We start from the raw sequence: 18,281 nt of genomic DNA on the forward strand, positions 1-18,281 counted from the left end.
TCATGAGCAAATTCCACGTTTACCACCAGCACGATTCCATGCAGTGCGGCATTGCCTGCCTGCAAATGATATGCAAATACCATGGGAAAGAGTATTCACAAGATACTCTTTCCCACTACTGCTTTGCTACCAACGAAGGCGTGTCACTACTGGGCATCAGCGATGCGGCAACCCGCCTGGGGCTGCACACCACGTGCGGACGAGTAACAATAGAACAACTGCACGAAGCTCCATTACCCTGCATCCTGCATTGGAATCAAAACCATTTCGTAGTTCTCTATCAAATAAAGAAAGGTAAAACATTCTATATTGCCGACCCCGGAAAGGGACTTGTAACCTATGACGATAGGGAATTTAAGGAACATTGGCTTAGCACCCGGTCTAATGGAGAAGAAAAAGGAATAGTCATGTTTTTACAGCCTACTCCTGCCTTTTATGAACAGCAGGAAGAAACAACAAAAGACAAACGCTCTTTCCGTTTTCTGCTGGGTTACCTCAGACAGCACCGCCGCTACTTCGGACAAATCATACTAGGAGCGTTGGTGGGGTGTCTGCTGCAGCTCATCTTTCCATTCCTCACGCAAGCGATTGTAGATGTAGGTATCGTCCATCAAAATCTGAACTTTATCTATCTTATCTTACTGGGGCAACTGATACTGACCATCAGCCGTGCTTCGGTCGACTTTATCCGCCGATGGATTTTGCTGCATATCAGTATGCGAATCAATATTTCGTTGGTTTCCGACTTTTTCATCAAATTGCTCAAACTCCCTATGTCGTTCTTCGACACCAAACTGATGGGTGACCTGATGCAACGCATGAACGACCACAACAGGATAGAGAAGTTTCTCACCACCCAAATGCTGAACGTCACGTTCTCACTGCTCAGTTTCGTGGTGTTCGGCTGTGTATTATTCAGCTATAATCTGGCCATTTTCTGCATCTTTCTGCTTGCAAGCGTTCTTTATGCTTTATGGATTGCCTTGTTTCTGAAAAAAAGAAAGATTCTGGATTATGAATTATTCGAAAAACAGGCAGAAAACAGCAACAAGACCTACCAATTCATCACTGCCATGCAAGAGATTAAGCTACAAGACTGCGAGCAACGCCGGCGATGGGAATGGGAAGATGTGCAAGCGGATTTGTTCGGCGTACAAATGAAAAGCTTGAAGTTGCAACAAACACAGGAGGCCGGAAGCATATTCATCAACGAAGTGAAAAATATAGTGATAACCGTGGTTGCCGCCACCGCCGTCATCCACGGACAAATGACACTGGGTATGATGCTGGCTGTGCAATACATCATCGGACAACTGAACAGTCCGGTGGAACAATTGATGAGCTTCCTTTATTCATTGCAAGATGTGAAAATCAGTCTGGAACGCATCAATGAAATTCATGAAATGAAGAATGAAGAGAATGAAAACAGGCTATTGACCGAAATACCGGGTATCTCCAATGACCTTTCTTTTGAGCATGTCGGCTTCAAATATGACCCGCACAGCCCGAAGATGACCATAGAAGATGTAAGCCTCACCATCCCCGAAACGAAAGTGACCGCCATAGTGGGTGCTTCGGGCAGTGGAAAAACCACCTTGCTGAAACTGTTGCTGGGGTATTATCCTGTAATGAACGGAGAAATAAAGATAGGAGAAGCCAACCTGAACAGCTTCAACCTGAAATGGTGGCGCAGGCAGTGCGGGGTAGTAATGCAAGACGGAGTGATATTCTCTGAATCCATTGCCCGAAACATCGCCGTGGATGACGGAGACATAGATGGAGAAAGACTGCTGCGTGCTGTAGAAATAGCCAATATAAAAGAATTCATCATGAGTCTGCCCATGCGGTTCAGTACCATGATAGGCAGAGACGGAATAGGATTGAGCCAAGGACAGAAACAACGTATACTGATAGCCCGTGCGGTTTACAAAGACCCGTTATATATCTTCCTGGATGAAGCCACTAATGCCTTGGATGCCAAAAACGAACGAGCTATAGTCGAGAATCTGGATCAGTTCTATAAAGGAAGGACAGTCGTAGTGGTAGCCCACCGGCTCAGCACCGTAAAAAATGCCCACCAAATTATAGTGTTGGATAAAGGACGTATAGTGGAGACCGGTAACCATGCTTCACTGATAGAGAAAAAGGGGGCCTATTATAATCTTGTAAAAAACCAATTAGAACTGGGAAATTAGAAAAAAGAAAAAATTATGGCAGATTTCAATAATATAGAACTGAGAAGTGAAAAGGTAAGGAACATTATCGGCAAAGTACCGCCCGAAATCATACGCACCGGAATAGGCGATATCACCGGCATCCTACTGATATTAATATTGGCGGCATTCTTTGTTCCTTATCCAGAAAGCATCAAGGGCACAGCCACCGTAACAGGGATTGATGTAACCGGTTGTATTCATGCCGAAGTGCTTATCCCCTACCGATACATTACAAAAGTAAAGAAAGGAATGCCTGTAGAAATGGAATTCGAAGGATATGAAGCAGCCCGGCATGGTTATCCAAATGGAAAAATAGTGAATTGCACAAAGACAGTAACTGTAATGGATGGAAATAATTTCTTCACAGCCGAAATAATACTAGACAACCAACATGCTTCTTATCCCATCCTAAAAGATATGAAAGGCTCTGCCTCTATCTTACTTTCAGACGAAAGCATAGCTTGCCATATCTTCCCAATGTTAGGACATTAAGACTGATGGTGACAAGAATGAAAAAAGCCTCTAAAACTGTAATTTTAGAGGCTTTTTGTCTTAAATAAACTGTTGATTTGTTGGACTACCAAGATTCGAACTTGGACAAACAGAACCAAAACCTGTTGTGCTACCATTACACCATAGTCCAATCATTATGTGCTTTCCTTGGAAAGCGGTGCAAAGATACGTTTTTCTATCTATATAATCCAAATATTTTCGCACTTTTTTTTGCCACAAAATGCAAATGTGTATCTTTGTAAGCCTAATTAAAAGACTTCTATAGTATGAAAAAACTTCTAGCCTGTATTGCGCTGGGCTGTATAGCGACGGCGAACAGTTACGCAGGAACTCCACTTTGGATGCGTGACGTGCAGATTTCCCCGGATGGTAAGGAAATCGTTTTTTGTTATAAAGGGGATATTTATAAGGTGCCTGCCAAAGGAGGCGCTGCTACCCAACTCACCACACAGAGTTCTTACGAGTGTACGCCTATATGGTCGCCCGACGGTAAAAAAATAGCTTTTGCCAGTGACCGAAACGGAAATTTCGATGTGTTCGTGATGCCTGCCGATGGCGGACCGGCACAGCGGCTCACCACTCATTCGGCAGCAGAACTGCCTTCCGCTTTTACCCCGGACGGCAAATACATACTTTTCTCCGCTGCCATTCAAGACCCTGCCAACAGTGCCTTGTTTCCCACATCGGCCATGACCGAACTATATAGAGTGCCCACCAAAGGAGGACGTACCGAACAGGTGTTGGGAACTCCTGCCGAAGCCGTATGTTTTGATAAAACCGGAAAAACCTTGCTCTATCAAGATAGAAAAGGTTTTGAAGATGAATGGCGCAAACATCATACATCGTCCATCACCAGAGATGTGTGGATGTATGACACGCAAAGCCGAAAACATACCAACCTCACCCGGCATGCAGGCGAAGACCGGAATCCGGTACTCTCTCCGGACAATCAGACTGTCTATTTCCTGAGCGAACGTGATGGCGGAAGCTTCAACGTATATTCGTTCCCGCTCGATGCACCGCAATCCGTCAAGCCGGTGACAAGTTTCAAGACCCATCCGGTCCGTTTCCTTTCTATGGGCAGCAACGGGACTTTGTGCTATACTTATGATGGCGAAATCTATACCCAACAAGGAAATACCGCCCCACAAAAGGTAAAAATAGACCTGATACGTGACGACCAGGACAAGATAGCTGATTTAAGCTTTACTAAAGGTGCTACTTCGGCCACGGCGTCACCCGATGGAAAACAGATTGCATTCATCGTACGCGGAGAAGTCTTTGTCACTTCGGCTGATTACACTACTACCAAACAGATTACCCACACCCCGGCACGCGAAGCAGGGGTAACCTTTGCACCCGATAACCGCACACTGGCATACGCCAGCGAGAGAAACGGTAACTGGGAATTGTATCTGGCTAAAATAGCACGCAAGGAAGAAGCAAACTTCCCGAATGCCACTCTTATCGAAGAGGAAGTGTTATTGCCGTCCGCCAAGGTGGAACGCGCCTATCCCCAGTTTTCACCGGACGGCAAGGAGTTGGCCTTTATCGAAGACCGCAACCGCTTGATGGTGATGAATCTCGATACTAAGAAGGTACGCCAAGTGACGGACGGCTCCACATGGTACAGCACCGGAGGAGGTTTTGACTATGCCTGGTCACCCGACGGCAAATGGTTTACATTGGAATTTATCGGGAACAGGCATGACCCGTATTCAGACATCGGCTTGGTTAATGCGCAAGGAGGAGATATCATTAATATTACCAATAGCGGTTACACCAGCGGTTCGCCCCGTTGGGTGCTCGATGGCAATGCCATCCTGTTTATCACCGAACGCTATGGTATGCGCAATCATGCTTCATGGGGCTCATTGAACGATGTCATGCTGGTGTTCCTCAATCAGGATGCATACGACAAGTTCCGCTTGAGCAAGGAAGATTATGAATTGCAGAAAGAACTGGAAAAGGAACAGGATAAGACCAAAGAAGACGAGTCGAAGAAAGACAAGAAAAAGGATAAGGATAAAAAAGAGGATACCAAAGAGGAGAAAATAAAGGATATTGTGGTCGAACTGAAGAATATGGAAGACCGCATTGTGCGCCTTACTCCCAATTCCTCGGACTTAAGCAGCGCCATCATCTCCAAAGACGGTGAGAAGCTTTATTATCTTTCTGCTTTTGAAGGCGGATTCGACCTGTGGAAACTGGACCTCAGAAAGAAGGATACCAAGTTGCTCCATAAGATGAATACCGGTTGGACAAACATGGAAATGGATAAGGAAGGAAAAGAAATCTTTGTCTTGGGCGGAAGCACCATGCAGAAGATGAATGCCGACTCCGAAACATTGAAGCCCATAAGCTATAAGGCGGATATGACGATGGACTTGGCAGCAGAACGCGAATATATGTTCAATCATGTCTATAAACAGCATCAGAAGCGTTTCTACAATCTCAATATGCATGGGATAGACTGGGATGCCATGAATGCCGCTTATCGCAAATTCCTGCCGCATATCAGCAATAACTATGACTTTGCCGAGATGCTGAGCGAATGGTTGGGCGAACTCAATGTGTCGCACACCGGAGGACGTTATTATTCCAATCTAAAGGGAGATGCCACAGCCAATCTGGGACTGCTGTACGACTGGAACTATGACGGCAAGGGGCTGCTCATTTCCGAAGTGGTGGAAAAAGGACCGTTCGACCATGCCCGCTCCAAAGTAAAAGCCGGAGACATTGTAGAGAAAATAAACGGAAAAGAAATTACTGCCGAAGCAGACTATGCGGCACTATTCAATAATTTAAGCCGGAAGAAGACGCTGGTTTCTCTTTATAATCCTCAGACCAAAGAACGCTGGGAAGAGGTGGTGGTTCCTATCAGCAACGGTGCTCTGAACGGATTGCTTTACACGCGCTGGGTGAAACAGCGTGCCGCTGATGTGGACAAATGGTCTGGCGGACGTTTGGGCTATGTACATATCCAGTCGATGGGTGATGACAGTTTCCGCTCTGTCTACTCGGACATCTTGGGCAAATACAATGACCGCGAAGGAATTGTAATCGACACTCGTTTCAACGGCGGAGGCCGCTTGCACGAGGATATAGAGATACTATTCAGCGGCAAGAAGTATTTCACTCAGGTGGTACGCGGACGTGAAGCGTGTGATATGCCGAGCCGTCGTTGGAACAAGCCGTCCATCATGCTGCAATGCGAAGCCAATTACAGTAATGCACACGGTACTCCGTGGGTTTACAGTCATCAAAAATTGGGCAAGCTGGTGGGTATGCCTGTACCGGGCACCATGACGAGTGTATCGTGGGAGACGCTTCAAGACCCCTCACTGGTATTCGGTATTCCTATCATCGGTTATCAATTGCCGGACGGAAGTTATCTGGAAAACAGTCAGTTGGAACCGGATATCAAGGTAGCCAATTCACCGGAAACAGTCGTTCAGGGCGAAGATACTCAGTTGAAAGTGGCTGTGGATGAATTGCTGAAGGAAATAGATGGGAAATAAAATACGAATATAGAGTTATAAGAAGGAACAAAAAAGCGGGAGTGTGTCAAAACTAAACCAGCCTATCCAATCGTCAGTTGTAGGGGCAGGGTTTGCCTGCCCGAAGACACAAAGTAAACTGTTTTCGGGCGAGTGAACCTCGCCCCTACGAACGAAACGACAGCATTATCCACGTTTTGACATACCCCCGTCTTATATCTATCAAAAAGAATCTCTCTTTCCTTACTTGGCAATCACCAGATAATAGTTCTTCTTACCGCGTTGAACCAGCAGGTATTTTTCATCCAGCAGGTCGGCAGTCGTAATCACTTGGTCAAAGGCATTTAGTTTCTCTTTATTCAGCGAAACGCCTCCACCTTGAACCAACTTACGCATCTCACCTTTTGAAGCGAAGACAGCAGCGTTATCGACGAATAAATCTACCGCTTTCACACCTTCTGCCAATGCATCACGTGATACCTCAAACTGGGGAACACCTTCGAATACGGCCAGCAACGTGTCTTCATCCAGTTTCTTCAATGCCTCCGAAGTAGCATTACCAAACAGAATGCCTGATGCCTCGACAGCCGCATTGTAGTCTTCTTCCGAATGAACCATAACAGTCACTTCCTTGGCCAGACGCTTCTGCAATACACGCAAATGTGGAGCTTCGGCATGTTCTGCGGTCAATGCTTCCACTTCTTCCTGACTCAGTGAAGTAAAGATTTTGATGTAGCGGGCAGCATCCTCATCACTTACATTCAACCAGAACTGATAGAATTTGTAAGGAGAAGTATAACGGGGTTCCAACCAGATGTTACCTGATTCAGTCTTACCGAACTTGCCACCATCGGCCTTTGTAATCAACGGACAAGTCAAAGCAAATACTTCGCCACCGTTGGTACGGCGAATCAACTCGGCACCGGTAGTAATATTACCCCATTGGTCAGAGCCACCCATCTGAAGTTTACAGCCTTTTGTTTCGTATAAGTGCAGGAAGTCATAACCCTGCAACAGCTGGTAAGTAAATTCTGTAAATGACAAACCGTCACGGGCTTCACCGTTCAAACGTTTCTGTACAGAATCCTTAGCCATCATATAGTTCACTGTGATATGCTTACCTACCTCACGGGCAAAATCAAGGAAAGTAAAATCCTTCATCCAATCATAGTTATTCACCAATTCGGCTTTGTTGGGAGCATCGCTCTCAAAGTCCAAGAACTTGGCCAGCTGCTTCTTGATGCAAGCTACGTTGTGACGCAAAGTCTCTTCTGTCAGCAGATTACGTTCCTGCGATTTACCGGAAGGGTCGCCAATCATACCGGTTGCACCACCTACAAGAGCCAACGGCTTATGGCCGCAACGCTGGAAATGACGCAGCATCATCACACCACACAAGTGGCCGATATGCAAAGAGTCAGCAGTAGGGTCGATACCCAGATATGCTGTAACTTGTTCTTTAGCCAATAACTCCTCGGTGCCCGGCATCATTGTATGCACCATTCCACGCCATGTTAATTCTTCTACAAAATTCATCGAATGATTAATCTATTTAATTGTTTGATTTATACTTTAATGCCACAAAAGTACGACTCTTTATCTGAAGAAACAACTCTTATCGCCGAAAAAAGATTTTTCCCGTATTTTCGGCTATCTGCATGGAAAGCTCTTCTACGGTCACCCGCCGCACTTCGGCAATGCCCTTTATGATGTCACGGACGGGCATCCGGCTTTCATCCGTCTCGGTCAGCAAGCACTCCAAAGGAATCTCCTGCAACACAGGTAGTTGATACTTCTCTCCTATCGAAAGACGAATGTCCTCGCGCAGCAACATCCGGGCTATATTCACATTATTACGGAAGCCGTGTACCACCCACGGCATGCTTGGACGGAATTTTCTTTTCAGCTCCACCAACTCGTTAAAGGCTTTCACACAATGAATGACCAACGGTTTGCCTATCTCTTCCGCCAACAAGATTTGTCGTTCAAATACTTCTTTCTGAAGCATCGGATTCGTCGAGGTCATTTTATCGAGCCCTGCCTCGCCAATAGCCAGCACAGCAGGATGTGTCACCGCTTTGCGCAGCAGTTCCCACTCTTCCTCCCACCTGCCTCCCACCCTCCACGGATGAATGCCCACAGAATAATAATTTCCCTCTATGGGACAGAAAGCGGCAGGTTCTACATTCCGAATGCTTTCGCCCGCTATCGGAGCCGCATAATGAGTATGGATATCAAGTAACATAAAATGCTATAGTTTAAGGGACAGGATCGTATCCCGAACCACCCCACGGGTGGCAACGCAACAAACGGCGGACGGCCAGATACAAACCCTTAAAAGGGCCATGTTTCTTAATCGCCTCGATAGCATATTCGGAACAAGTGGGAACAAAACGACAGGAAGGCGGAGTCATGGGAGAAATATAACCCCGGTAGAAATAAATAGGGAGTAGCAGAAGACGTGAAAGCAGCTTTTTCATTCTATTTTTTCTATTATATGAAACAGTAACCTCTTCACCTTCTCCTCTACCTCAGCCGAAGGATGGATTTCGTTGTCCAACCATATAAAGGCTAAAACCAGTCTTTTGTCCTTGGCAACCAGTGCATCTGTCAGTAGCCGTTTATTCTTGCGGTATGCTTCACGCACCTGGCGTTTCACCAAATTGCGTTTTACCGCCCGCTTGAAGCGTTTCTTAGGGACACTTATCAAGATAGAAGCAGGTGCCTCCCCCTCCGAAGCATCCAGCCACATATACACCACACGCAAGGGGAAAGCCGGAAAAGATTTGTTTCCACCGGCAAAAAGACGTTCTATCATCGCCTTGCTGTTCAATCGTTCCGCTTTGCTAAGTGTATATTCTGCCATAGTTTTACTTTTCCATATAAAAAGAAACCGAGGGTTTCGAATCACAAAGTTATAACTTTTTGATACAAAACCCCCGATTTCGGGCTATAAACTAAAAAAATTAATCTTTGTTACGTTCACGGATAAACATATCCAGTGCAGCCGTCATTGAAGGAGCTTCCACAGTAGGAGCTTCCAGGTCAAGACGCAAACCGGCTTCTTTGACCGCTTTAGCCGTTGCAGGACCAAAACATCCGATGGCAATCTCTTTTTGGTCGAACTCAGGGAAGTTTTTCATCAATGAGTTGATTCCGGCAGGACTGAAGAACAGCAACATATCGTAATCAAAATTTTCTTCGGGAGTGAAATCGTTGCTTACTGTGCGATACATCACTACCTCAGTGTGTTGAATCTTCTTGCCGTCCAATGCATTTCTAATCTCGTCATTGTGCACGTCCGACATCGGAACAAGATACTTCTCAGTGCCATGTTTAACAATGGATGGAAGCAAATCCGCAAATTTACCGGTCGCCCCAAAGAACACTTTGCGTTTACGATACTGCACATACTTCTGTATATACAAGGCAATTGTTTCGGAAGTACAGAAATACTTCATTGTCTCGGGTATGGTAACACGTAATTCAGCACATAGGCTGAAAAAGTGATCAATAGCGTGTCTTGAAGTAAATATCACTGCTGTATGATCAAGAATAGAGACTTTTTGTTGTCTGAACTCTTTGGCCGACAAGCTCTCAACTTTGATGAACGGGCGAAAATCAATTTTCACACCGTACTTCTCAGCTATATCGTAATAAGGCGACTTCTCAGAAGTCGGTTTCGGCTGAGATACGAGGACTTTTTTTATTTTCAATGTACTAAAAATTTAAAACCAAAATGTTGTTCGCTATAACTATCCCCTTCCACAGTATCAGGTCAGGGAGAATTTCTAGGGCACAAAAGTACAGAATTAAATGGAGAATGCCATGAATTCTGTTGAAAAAGTTATTAATGCACTTATAAAACAGCAGAATTTTAGCAATTATTATAACAAAACCGATAAAATAAGGCGCAAGTTGCGGTGATAAATCAAAATAGACAATCAAAAGGACAATGGGAAAAAGCAGAAAACCGGCTCCGATTATCACGTTAAAATACGATTCTATCCAAATCATATTCTTGATTTTGTTAAAAAATATCCAATTCACAAAGCTATATGCCAGCCACTTAAACAACAAGAAGACAACCACACATCCTATGAAAATACTCAATAACAGATAGTGGGGTACAACGCGGAATAAGAGCAAATCGTGGTCCGAAAAATAATCATATACACAGAAACCGGCAAGGATGCAGGTCTGGAAAATCAGGCCTAGTGTATAACGGACATCCGAGGCAGTGGTATCGTCAAACAAGCTGGCACGCTCTTTCGACAAGGAGAAATTCTTAAACTGTTGCTCCAGATGTTTCTTTCCGTGGGCAAGGACGTAGGACACCAGGATGAAACACAGAAACAAGACACTGGTCACCATCCAATCCGACCGAAGCTGATAAGGTATTTGTTCTCCTCTCATCCCTTCTTGTCTGGTGACATGATGTACCTTTTGCGTCAAAGTCGTATCCACACGGCTTTGTTCTTCGGCATATAGCTGAAGCAGGTATTCTATTCCGGGATGACAGTTTTCGCTCATATCGCTGCAAATTTACGGATTTCTTTGTTCCAGACAGGTGTTGTATAGAGTAAATTGACGGCCTCTTCGGGTTCAGAAGCTACTTTCCAGATAGCGCCATGCTCTTTTCGCATAAAGTTCTCGTCTACTGCCCTTTGCATCATATCCAACAGGGAGTCATAAAAGCCGTTGATATTCAAGATAATAATGGGATTGAGATAGAGTCCCAATTGCTTCCATGTAATGATTTCGAGTAGTTCTTCTAATGTTCCGCATCCGCCCGGCAAAGCAATCACTCCATCCGACAAATCGGCCATCATCCGTTTGCGTTCATGCATGGTCTCGGTTTCAATCAGTTTGGTCAGCCCGGTGTGATGCCATCCCTGTTCTACCATGAAATGCGGGATAACGCCTGTCACAGTACCACCGGCAGCCAATGCCGCATTGGAGGTTGCGGCCATCAGACCGATACAGCCTGCGCCATTAATCAGATTAATCCGCTTTTCCGCCAAAAGACGTCCCAGTTCTTCGGCAATATCGAAATATGCTTGGGCTATTTTTGTGCTGGACGCACTATATACACATACACTTTTTATATCGTTCATCATTGCAAATCCTAAGGAGAAACATATTCTATCCGCCTCTGCGGTGAGAGGGGGTTGTGTCAAAACGTGGATAATGCTGTCGTTTCGTTTTGACACACTCCCCATCTATTCTTTTTACAAGCCGAATGCTTCTTTCACCTTATCCACATAATCCAGCTTTTCCCAAGTAAACAACTCCACTTCCAGTGTCTTGGTCTCATGATACATAGATTCATAAGTCTTGGTCACCACCTTCGGTTCACGTCCCATGTGACCGTAAGAAGCTGTTTCTTCATAAATCGGGTTACGCAGTTTCAGACGTTCTTCGATAGCCTTCGGGCGGAGGTCGAACAACTCGTCTATTTTCCTGGCTATTTCGCCGTCGGTCATCTTCACATTGCTGCGACCGTAAGTGTTCACATAGATATTGATAGGACGGGCCACACCGATGGCATACGAAACCTGAACCAGCATTTCATCGGCTACACCGGCTGCCACCATATTCTTGGCAATGTGACGGGCGGCGTATGCAGCACTGCGGTCTACTTTACTGGGGTCTTTACCCGAGAAAGCACCACCACCGTGAGCGCCTTTTCCACCGTAAGTATCAACAATAATCTTACGTCCGGTCAGACCGGTATCTCCGTGAGGGCCACCGATAACGAATTTGCCGGTAGGATTCACATGATAGATTATCCGGTCATTGAACAGAGCCAGCACGTCTTCATTATGAATTTCTGCAATGACGCGGGGCATCAGGATTTCAATTACATCTTTCCGAATCTTCGCCAGCATCTCTTCATCAGCCTTCTGCTGGGCTTCTTTAGAGCCGTCGGCGGGAGTAACAAACTCGTCGTGTTGGGTAGAAACCACAATGGTATCGATACGGACAGGTTTTCCGTTATCGTCATATTCGATAGTCACCTGACTCTTCGCATCGGGACGGAGGTAAGTCATTACCTTTCCTTCGCGACGAATTTCAGCCAGAACCATCAGCAGTTTATGTGCCAGGTCGAGTGACAACGGCATATAATTTTCTGTTTCATTGGTAGCATAGCCGAACATCATTCCCTGGTCGCCGGCACCCTGATTCATCGGGTCTTCGCGTTCCACGCCACGGTTGATGTCTGCGCTCTGCTCGTGAATAGCCGAGAACACACCGCACGAATTTCCTTCGAACATATATTCGCTTTTGGTATAGCCGATGCGGTTAATCACTTCACGTGCAATACGTTGCAAGTCTACATACGCTTTTGTTTTCACTTCTCCAGCCAGCACCACCTGTCCGGTAGTTACCAGGGTTTCGCAAGCTACTTTCGAACTGGGGTCGAATGCCAACAGTTTGTCAAGCACAGCGTCCGATATTTGATCGGCCACTTTGTCGGGGTGTCCTTCTGACACCGATTCGGATGTGAATAAGTATCCCATTTTGAATATAAAATTAAGAATTTAAAACTAAAAGTTAATTCGTTATCAAACGAGGGAATTAAATCAGAGTAGAAATTATACGGAAGAAAGTCAATGTATTATTTTAGCATTTTTTTCTGTGGTTGCAAGCTACTCAAATCTCTCCACTGTTTTTAACGGCCGCAAAGATAAGCATTATTCTCCAAGCCGCATACTATTTAGCAACTCTTTAACACAGGTTCCTTAATTATTTAGAAGAAATTAATAGCTTTGTCCCTGTTCATCCGACACGTTCGAGGAAAATAAAAAAATGAAAGCCTTATTCATCTTCTAATTCAATCTTTTCGATAGCACAAGGATTATTACAAATCGCATATAGATAATCAGAAGAGACACAAATCGATTTATAGTGCTTCCCGGGCAATATAAAGTAACCAACAGGTTTCATCGTTTTGCCGGTTACGTCAATCTTCAATATGGTATTACAACGATAATAATCACCAAAAGACGGACACAATAAATATAAATAGCTTTCGGACAAATATGCATCTTCTATTTGTATAAAATAAGACTTAGGGTCAAGAGGCTTTGTAGCTGTATAGTCCAAATTCGCTTTTATAAAAGAAATATCGGACATATCAAGAGTTTCTAAATGTTTACCGGACTTTGCATCATATTTATCTATAAAAGGATAGCTCTCTGCTACGGTAAACAATACTCCATTATCATAAAACAGATGTTTATCATTTAAACGTATAGTTCTATCCGCATCTCCCTCCTTGACGACTTTTCCCCTAAAAAAATATTTTGCCGTATCAATTCTTGAAATATCCAAATAACAAGAGCTATCTGTCGGAAGAGACAAAAATAAAGAAGATTCACTAACGGCCATCCGCTTTTCATTGAATCTAAAGAGCCTGAAGTTGTCAACCAACTTTCCCTGAGTATATATTTTCAAGGAATTAACCGCACCTACATCACAAATATAAGCCGTATCCTGCCGGACAGTAAAGGAAATAGGCATAACCAAATCTATTTCAGAATGTCGTGCTACATAATCCATCTGCTTAAAGTCTTCGCTCACCCAAACAAGGTCTCTTCGTTCCGCATCCAACAAATAAAGTTTCCCATCTTCATATTCTGCATGCCGTATGTCGGAAAAGAAAGTAGAATCAGGATATTCTTCTAATTGCCCCACTACTTCATAAGGTATTTCCCGTAGCTCCTTTACTTGGGAAGTACAAGAACATAAGCTCAGCAAAAAGACAACCAAACTAAACGAAAAGATTATTTTTTTCATCTATTCCTCCACCATTTAATCTTGTGCAAAGAAAAATAAAAGAAATGGTTAAACAAAAAGAATCACAGGAAATCTTATATATTCTTTCCATCGCCACACCGATTGCTTAATTATTTAGAAGAAATTAAACCGAGTCTGCCCGATTTACGTTAATTTTGCAACATGAATAAAGAAAAGATTGCCTTTATACCACGACAATATTTAGCTGTAATAGCCGTATTGCTGGCTATTATGATGTCAGTTCTGGATGGGACGATTATGAATATCGCCCTGCCTACGCTAGCACACGATTTCGATGTAACACCCTCAACGGCCATTTGGATTGTCAATGCCTACCAATTGGTTATCACCATGACACTGCTTTCCTTCGCCTCATTGGGCGACATCTATGGATACAGGCGCATATTCCTTATCGGTATTTCTATATTTGTCGGTGCATCATTGGCTTGTGCCTTATCCGCTTCTTTCTGGATGCTGACGGCGGCACGCGTCATCCAAGGATTTGGAGCCGCATGTGTAATGAGTGTCAACACGGCACTTATCCGACTGATTTATCCGCCACAAATATTGGGACGCGGCATGGGAGTGAACGCCATGGTCGTTGCAGTTTCGGCAGCAGCCGGACCGTCCATCGCCGGCAGTATTCTGGCCTTGGGAAGCTGGCACTGGCTGTTTGTCATCAACATCCCGTTGGGACTGGCGGCACTCATCATCGGCCATCGCTTGCTACCGCACAATCCGCCTGCCGAAAAACGACATAAGTTCGATAAAATCAGTGCAATAGCCAATGCACTGACTTTCGGACTGCTGATTTATTCTTTGGAGGGCTTTGCACATTCCGAGAACCGCGACTTCATCGGACTGCAAATCGTGATGCTGGCCATCATAGGAACATTCTTCATCCGCCGGCAACTCAAACAAGAAGCCCCCATCCTGCCGGTCGACTTAATGCGTATCCCTATCTTTGCACTCTCCATCGGTACATCCATCACTTCATTCACGGCACAAATGTTGGCAATGGTGTCCTTGCCTTTCTTTATGCAGAATGTATTGCATTATAATGCCGTCGAAATCGGACTGTTGCTGACTCCCTGGCCTTTGGCCACGATATTGACAGCCCCTCTTGCCGGACGACTTGTAGAGCGTGTGCATCCGGGACTGTTGGGAGGAATGGGAATGGCCGTATTTGCAGCAGGACTTTTCTCACTCTATATTCTTCCCGAACATCCCGAAAGCTGGAATATTGTATGGCGGATGGCTCTCTGCGGTATGGGCTTCGGACTGTTTCAAACTCCCAATAATGTCACCATTGTTTCTTCCGCCCCTACCCGACGGAGCGGTGGCGCAAGCGGCATGCTGGGGACAGCCCGGTTACTGGGACAAACATTAGGCACTACATTGGTGGCGTTGCTTTTCCGAATATTCTCTGAAGGAGAACGTGCACAGGCTTGTTTGTTTCTAGCCATATTATTCGCTGTCGGAGCAGGGATAGTGAGCTGTATCCGAATGACACAGGCTTCGCCCGCAGGAAAGAAATGAAAGAACTCCCGAAAACCTGATACGGTATCAGGACAACCGTCAGGATATGACGGAGCCTGACACAATGACATATATACATGCAGGCTGATGCATACGTACGTGTAGCCCGATGCATATATACGTGTGGGCTTACGCGTATATACGTATAGGCTGATGCCACCGTATGTGTGAAGTGTACTGGATTTAGTTGACAACTTCGATGTGTGAGCAAAAAGACTTTGAGCTTTTCAAAAAAGACCTTGAGGTTTTCAAAAAAGATTAGGAGGTTTCTTAAAAACTTCACCATCTTTTTTAAAAAGCTCGGCATGTTTTTCATGTAGGGGCAGTTGGGAGTATCCCCTCATTAAGCCGGTCATTCCCTCTTCTCCCTTCATCCTTTCATTTTGATTCATACACACTGGTTATCAACCGGTTAAAGATGACAGCACATCCCCTCATCCTCCCTTCAGCCGCGCTTTCCAAGTCCCTTCACAATCTGCCTTCAGCAATTGTATGTCTACACATTTTTTAGCCCACCGGTTTCTGTAGGGGCAGACCCATGTGTCTGCCCGAGAACAGTCTGCTTTAAGTCATCGGGCGGACACATGGGTCCGCCCCTACCGTAAATGAAAGCGTTATAGAAAAAGTCAAGCCGGAAGAAATTCTACGAATGAAAGGAGGCTGAAAGGACAGTGACGGGATGTCCCTTCACTACCGAAACCCCCATCAGCAGAGCGTTTCAACGGTTAGTGAAAGGAGGAAGGAAGAAACAGCTTTTCGCTTGTAGGACGATAAGGCACAGTTGTTTTTAACACAAACGAGTGCCAAAATCATATTTTTTATCCTTACCTTTGAAGCGTTTCAATTTAAATAATACCGGATAAAACATGAAAAAGACACTCTTTCTGGCTGTTACAGCCCTACTGACACTCTCGGTCGCACAAGCTCAAAACACCTTAAAGTTAATGACTTACAACATCAAAAATGCCAACGGCATGGATAACGTACAGAATTTCCAGCGTGTGGCCAATGTGATAAATAATGCCTGCCCCGATGCCGTAGCCATCCAGGAACTGGACAGTATGACCAACCGCAGCGGAAAAACATACGTACTCGGCGAAATAGCTGAACGTACGCAAATGCACGCCTACTTTGCTCCTGCTATCGATTACGACGGAGGAAAATACGGCATCGGACTGCTCACCAAGCAAGTTCCTGTCTGTATCCGGACTATGGCACTGCCGGGCCGTGAAGAGGCCCGCGCACTCATTATGGCCGAATTTGAAGACTATATCTATTGTTGCACCCATCTCTCGCTGACGGAGGAAGACCGAATGACTTCACTGAACATGATAAAGGATTTTGCTGCTTCTGTCCAAAAGCCCTTCTTCCTGGCCGGAGACATGAATGCCGAACCTCAGTCCGATTTTATCAAAGGGCTCCAAAAGGACTTCCAGATACTTTCCAACCCGAAGGTGCCCACTTTCCCCGCCCCCAAACCGAAAGAAACACTCGACTATATTGTTACCCTGAAAAATAACGCCAAAGGATTTGCCGCCATCTCCTCCAAAGTGCTGGACGAACCGGTAGCATCCGACCATCGCCCGCTGGTGGTAACCCTCCGCACAGCAGAAAAAACAGAAAAGATATTCCGTACAAAACCTTATTTGCAGAATCCGGTAGGAAATGGAATCACCGTGATGTGGGAGACTACCGTTCCGGCCTACTGCTGGGTGGAATATGGAACCGACTCGACCCAACTGCAACGTGCGCGCACCATTATGGACGGACAAGCGGTGTGTAACAACAAACTGCATAAAATCCGCCTGGACGGTTTACAGCCGGGACAGAAATACTATTACCGCGTCTGCTCACAAGAAATTCTGCGCTATCAGGCTTATAACAAAGTATTCGGCAATACCGCCCAATCGGAATTCAGTGAATTCACCCTTCCTGCCCCCGACAGCGATAACTTCACTGCCGTAGTGTTCAATGACTTGCACCAACATCCCCAAACTTTCCGCGCCTTGTGCCAACAGATTCAGAATATCGACTACGATTTTGTAGTATTCAACGGTGATTGTGTAGACGATCCTGCCAGCCACGAACAGGCAACCACCTTTATCAGCGAACTGACGGAAGGAGTGCATAGCGACCGCGTACCTACTTTCTTCATGCGCGGCAACCACGAAATACGGAATGCTTATTCTATCGGCCTGCGCGACCATTATGACTATGTGGGCAACAAGACTTACGGCGCTTTCAACTGGGGTGATACACGTATCGTGATGCTGGACTGCGGTGAAGACAAACCGGATGACCACTGGGTATATTACGGTTTGAACGACTTTACCCAACTGCGTAATGAGCAGGTGGACTTCCTGAAAAAAGAACTGGCATCCAAAGAATTCAAGAAAGCCGGAAAACGAATCCTGATTCACCATATTCCCCTATATGGAAACGATTATAAGAACCTTTGCGAAGACTTATGGAAACCGTTGCTGAAAAAAGCCCCCTTCAACGTAAGCCTGAATGCGCATACGCACGAGTATGCCTATCATCCGAAAGGAAAACTGGACAATAACTTTCCTGTCGTTGTCGGCGGAGGATATGACATGGATAGTGCCACAGTGATGGTGATTGAGAAAAAGAAAGGCGAACTGAGAATAAAGGTGTTGAACACCAAGGGAGAAGTTCTACTTAATATTACCGTATAAAACGCTTGGCCACA

15 protein-coding genes and 1 tRNA gene are annotated in these 18,281 nt (G+C 45.2%); 5 read left to right on the top strand and 11 right to left on the bottom strand.

All coding sequences use genetic code 11. The features are described from left to right. The first annotated feature begins 2 nt into the window (after nt 1-2). Nucleotides 3-2,195 (top strand): peptidase domain-containing ABC transporter, encoded by a 2,193-nt coding sequence (locus IR173_RS13405; RefSeq protein WP_237040102.1) that lies wholly within the window; start codon nt 3-5, stop codon nt 2,193-2,195. A 15-nt stretch (nt 2,196-2,210) separates the two neighbouring features. Then, nucleotides 2,211-2,708, top strand: coding sequence for an HlyD family secretion protein (locus tag IR173_RS13410; protein WP_237040103.1), 498 nt, complete (start codon nt 2,211-2,213; stop codon nt 2,706-2,708). Between the two features lie 80 nt (nt 2,709-2,788). Here IR173_RS13410 and IR173_RS13415 read toward each other — a convergent pair. Next, nucleotides 2,789-2,859: transfer RNA gene (locus tag IR173_RS13415), tRNA-Gln, on the bottom strand. Between the two features lie 136 nt (nt 2,860-2,995). On the opposite strand from IR173_RS13415, the gene IR173_RS13420 reads away from it, so the two are divergent. After that, the gene (locus tag IR173_RS13420; protein WP_237040104.1) at nt 2,996-6,250 is read left to right on the top strand and encodes a S41 family peptidase; all 3,255 of its coding nucleotides are present in this window, start codon (nt 2,996-2,998) and stop codon (nt 6,248-6,250) included. 222 nt (nt 6,251-6,472) lie between these two features. On the opposite strand, the gene tyrS is transcribed toward IR173_RS13420, so the two are convergent. From tyrS to IR173_RS13465, 9 genes are all read right to left on the bottom strand, one after another. Next, nucleotides 6,473-7,765 (bottom strand): tyrosine--tRNA ligase, encoded by a 1,293-nt coding sequence (gene tyrS / locus IR173_RS13425; protein ID WP_237040105.1) that lies wholly within the window; start codon nt 7,763-7,765, stop codon nt 6,473-6,475. Between the two features lie 79 nt (nt 7,766-7,844). Beyond that, entirely contained in the window at nt 7,845-8,474 is a 630-nt protein-coding gene (locus IR173_RS13430; RefSeq protein ID WP_237040106.1) for a TatD family hydrolase, read from the bottom strand. A 13-nt stretch (nt 8,475-8,487) separates the two neighbouring features. Next, entirely contained in the window at nt 8,488-8,709 is a 222-nt protein-coding gene (gene yidD, locus IR173_RS13435) for a membrane protein insertion efficiency factor YidD (RefSeq protein WP_005945203.1), read from the bottom strand. Beyond that, complete coding sequence (rnpA, locus tag IR173_RS13440; protein ID WP_237040107.1) at nt 8,706-9,095, bottom strand: ribonuclease P protein component; 390 nt, start codon at nt 9,093-9,095, stop codon at nt 8,706-8,708. The genes yidD and rnpA overlap by 4 nt, the downstream gene beginning before the upstream one ends. A 100-nt stretch (nt 9,096-9,195) precedes the next feature. After that, nucleotides 9,196-9,945, bottom strand: a complete 750-nt coding sequence (locus tag IR173_RS13445) for a uroporphyrinogen-III synthase (protein WP_237040108.1) — start codon at nt 9,943-9,945, stop codon at nt 9,196-9,198. A gap of 4 nt (nt 9,946-9,949) precedes the next feature. Further along, complete coding sequence (locus IR173_RS13450) at nt 9,950-10,762, bottom strand: DUF4271 domain-containing protein (protein WP_237040109.1); 813 nt, start codon at nt 10,760-10,762, stop codon at nt 9,950-9,952. After that, on the bottom strand, nt 10,759-11,346 hold the full coding sequence (locus IR173_RS13455) for an LOG family protein (protein ID WP_237040149.1): 588 nt from the start codon (nt 11,344-11,346) through the stop codon (nt 10,759-10,761). The genes IR173_RS13450 and IR173_RS13455 overlap by 4 nt, the downstream gene beginning before the upstream one ends. 114 nt (nt 11,347-11,460) lie before the next feature. Next, a complete protein-coding gene (gene metK, locus IR173_RS13460; protein WP_237040110.1) occupies nt 11,461-12,753 on the bottom strand; it encodes a methionine adenosyltransferase in 1,293 nt (430 codons plus the stop codon). 298 nt (nt 12,754-13,051) lie between these two features. Beyond that, nucleotides 13,052-14,032 (bottom strand): hypothetical protein, encoded by a 981-nt coding sequence (locus IR173_RS13465; RefSeq protein WP_237040111.1) that lies wholly within the window; start codon nt 14,030-14,032, stop codon nt 13,052-13,054. 162 nt (nt 14,033-14,194) lie between these two features. Between IR173_RS13465 and IR173_RS13470 the strand changes: the two genes are divergently transcribed. Next, nucleotides 14,195-15,571, top strand: coding sequence for an MFS transporter (locus IR173_RS13470; protein ID WP_237040112.1), 1,377 nt, complete (start codon nt 14,195-14,197; stop codon nt 15,569-15,571). A 248-nt stretch (nt 15,572-15,819) separates the two neighbouring features. Here the strand turns inward: IR173_RS13470 and IR173_RS13475 are convergent, their stop codons facing one another. Continuing rightward, entirely contained in the window at nt 15,820-15,963 is a 144-nt protein-coding gene (locus IR173_RS13475) for a hypothetical protein (protein ID WP_237040113.1), read from the bottom strand. A gap of 474 nt (nt 15,964-16,437) precedes the next feature. Between IR173_RS13475 and IR173_RS13480 the strand changes: the two genes are divergently transcribed. Then, nucleotides 16,438-18,267 (top strand): metallophosphoesterase, encoded by a 1,830-nt coding sequence (locus IR173_RS13480; RefSeq protein ID WP_237040114.1) that lies wholly within the window; start codon nt 16,438-16,440, stop codon nt 18,265-18,267. The last annotated feature ends 14 nt before the right edge of the window (nt 18,268-18,281 follow it).

Source organism: Phocaeicola faecalis (assembly GCF_021730445.1).
In the GTDB taxonomy this organism is placed as follows: Bacteria; Bacteroidota; Bacteroidia; order Bacteroidales; family Bacteroidaceae; genus Phocaeicola; species Phocaeicola faecalis.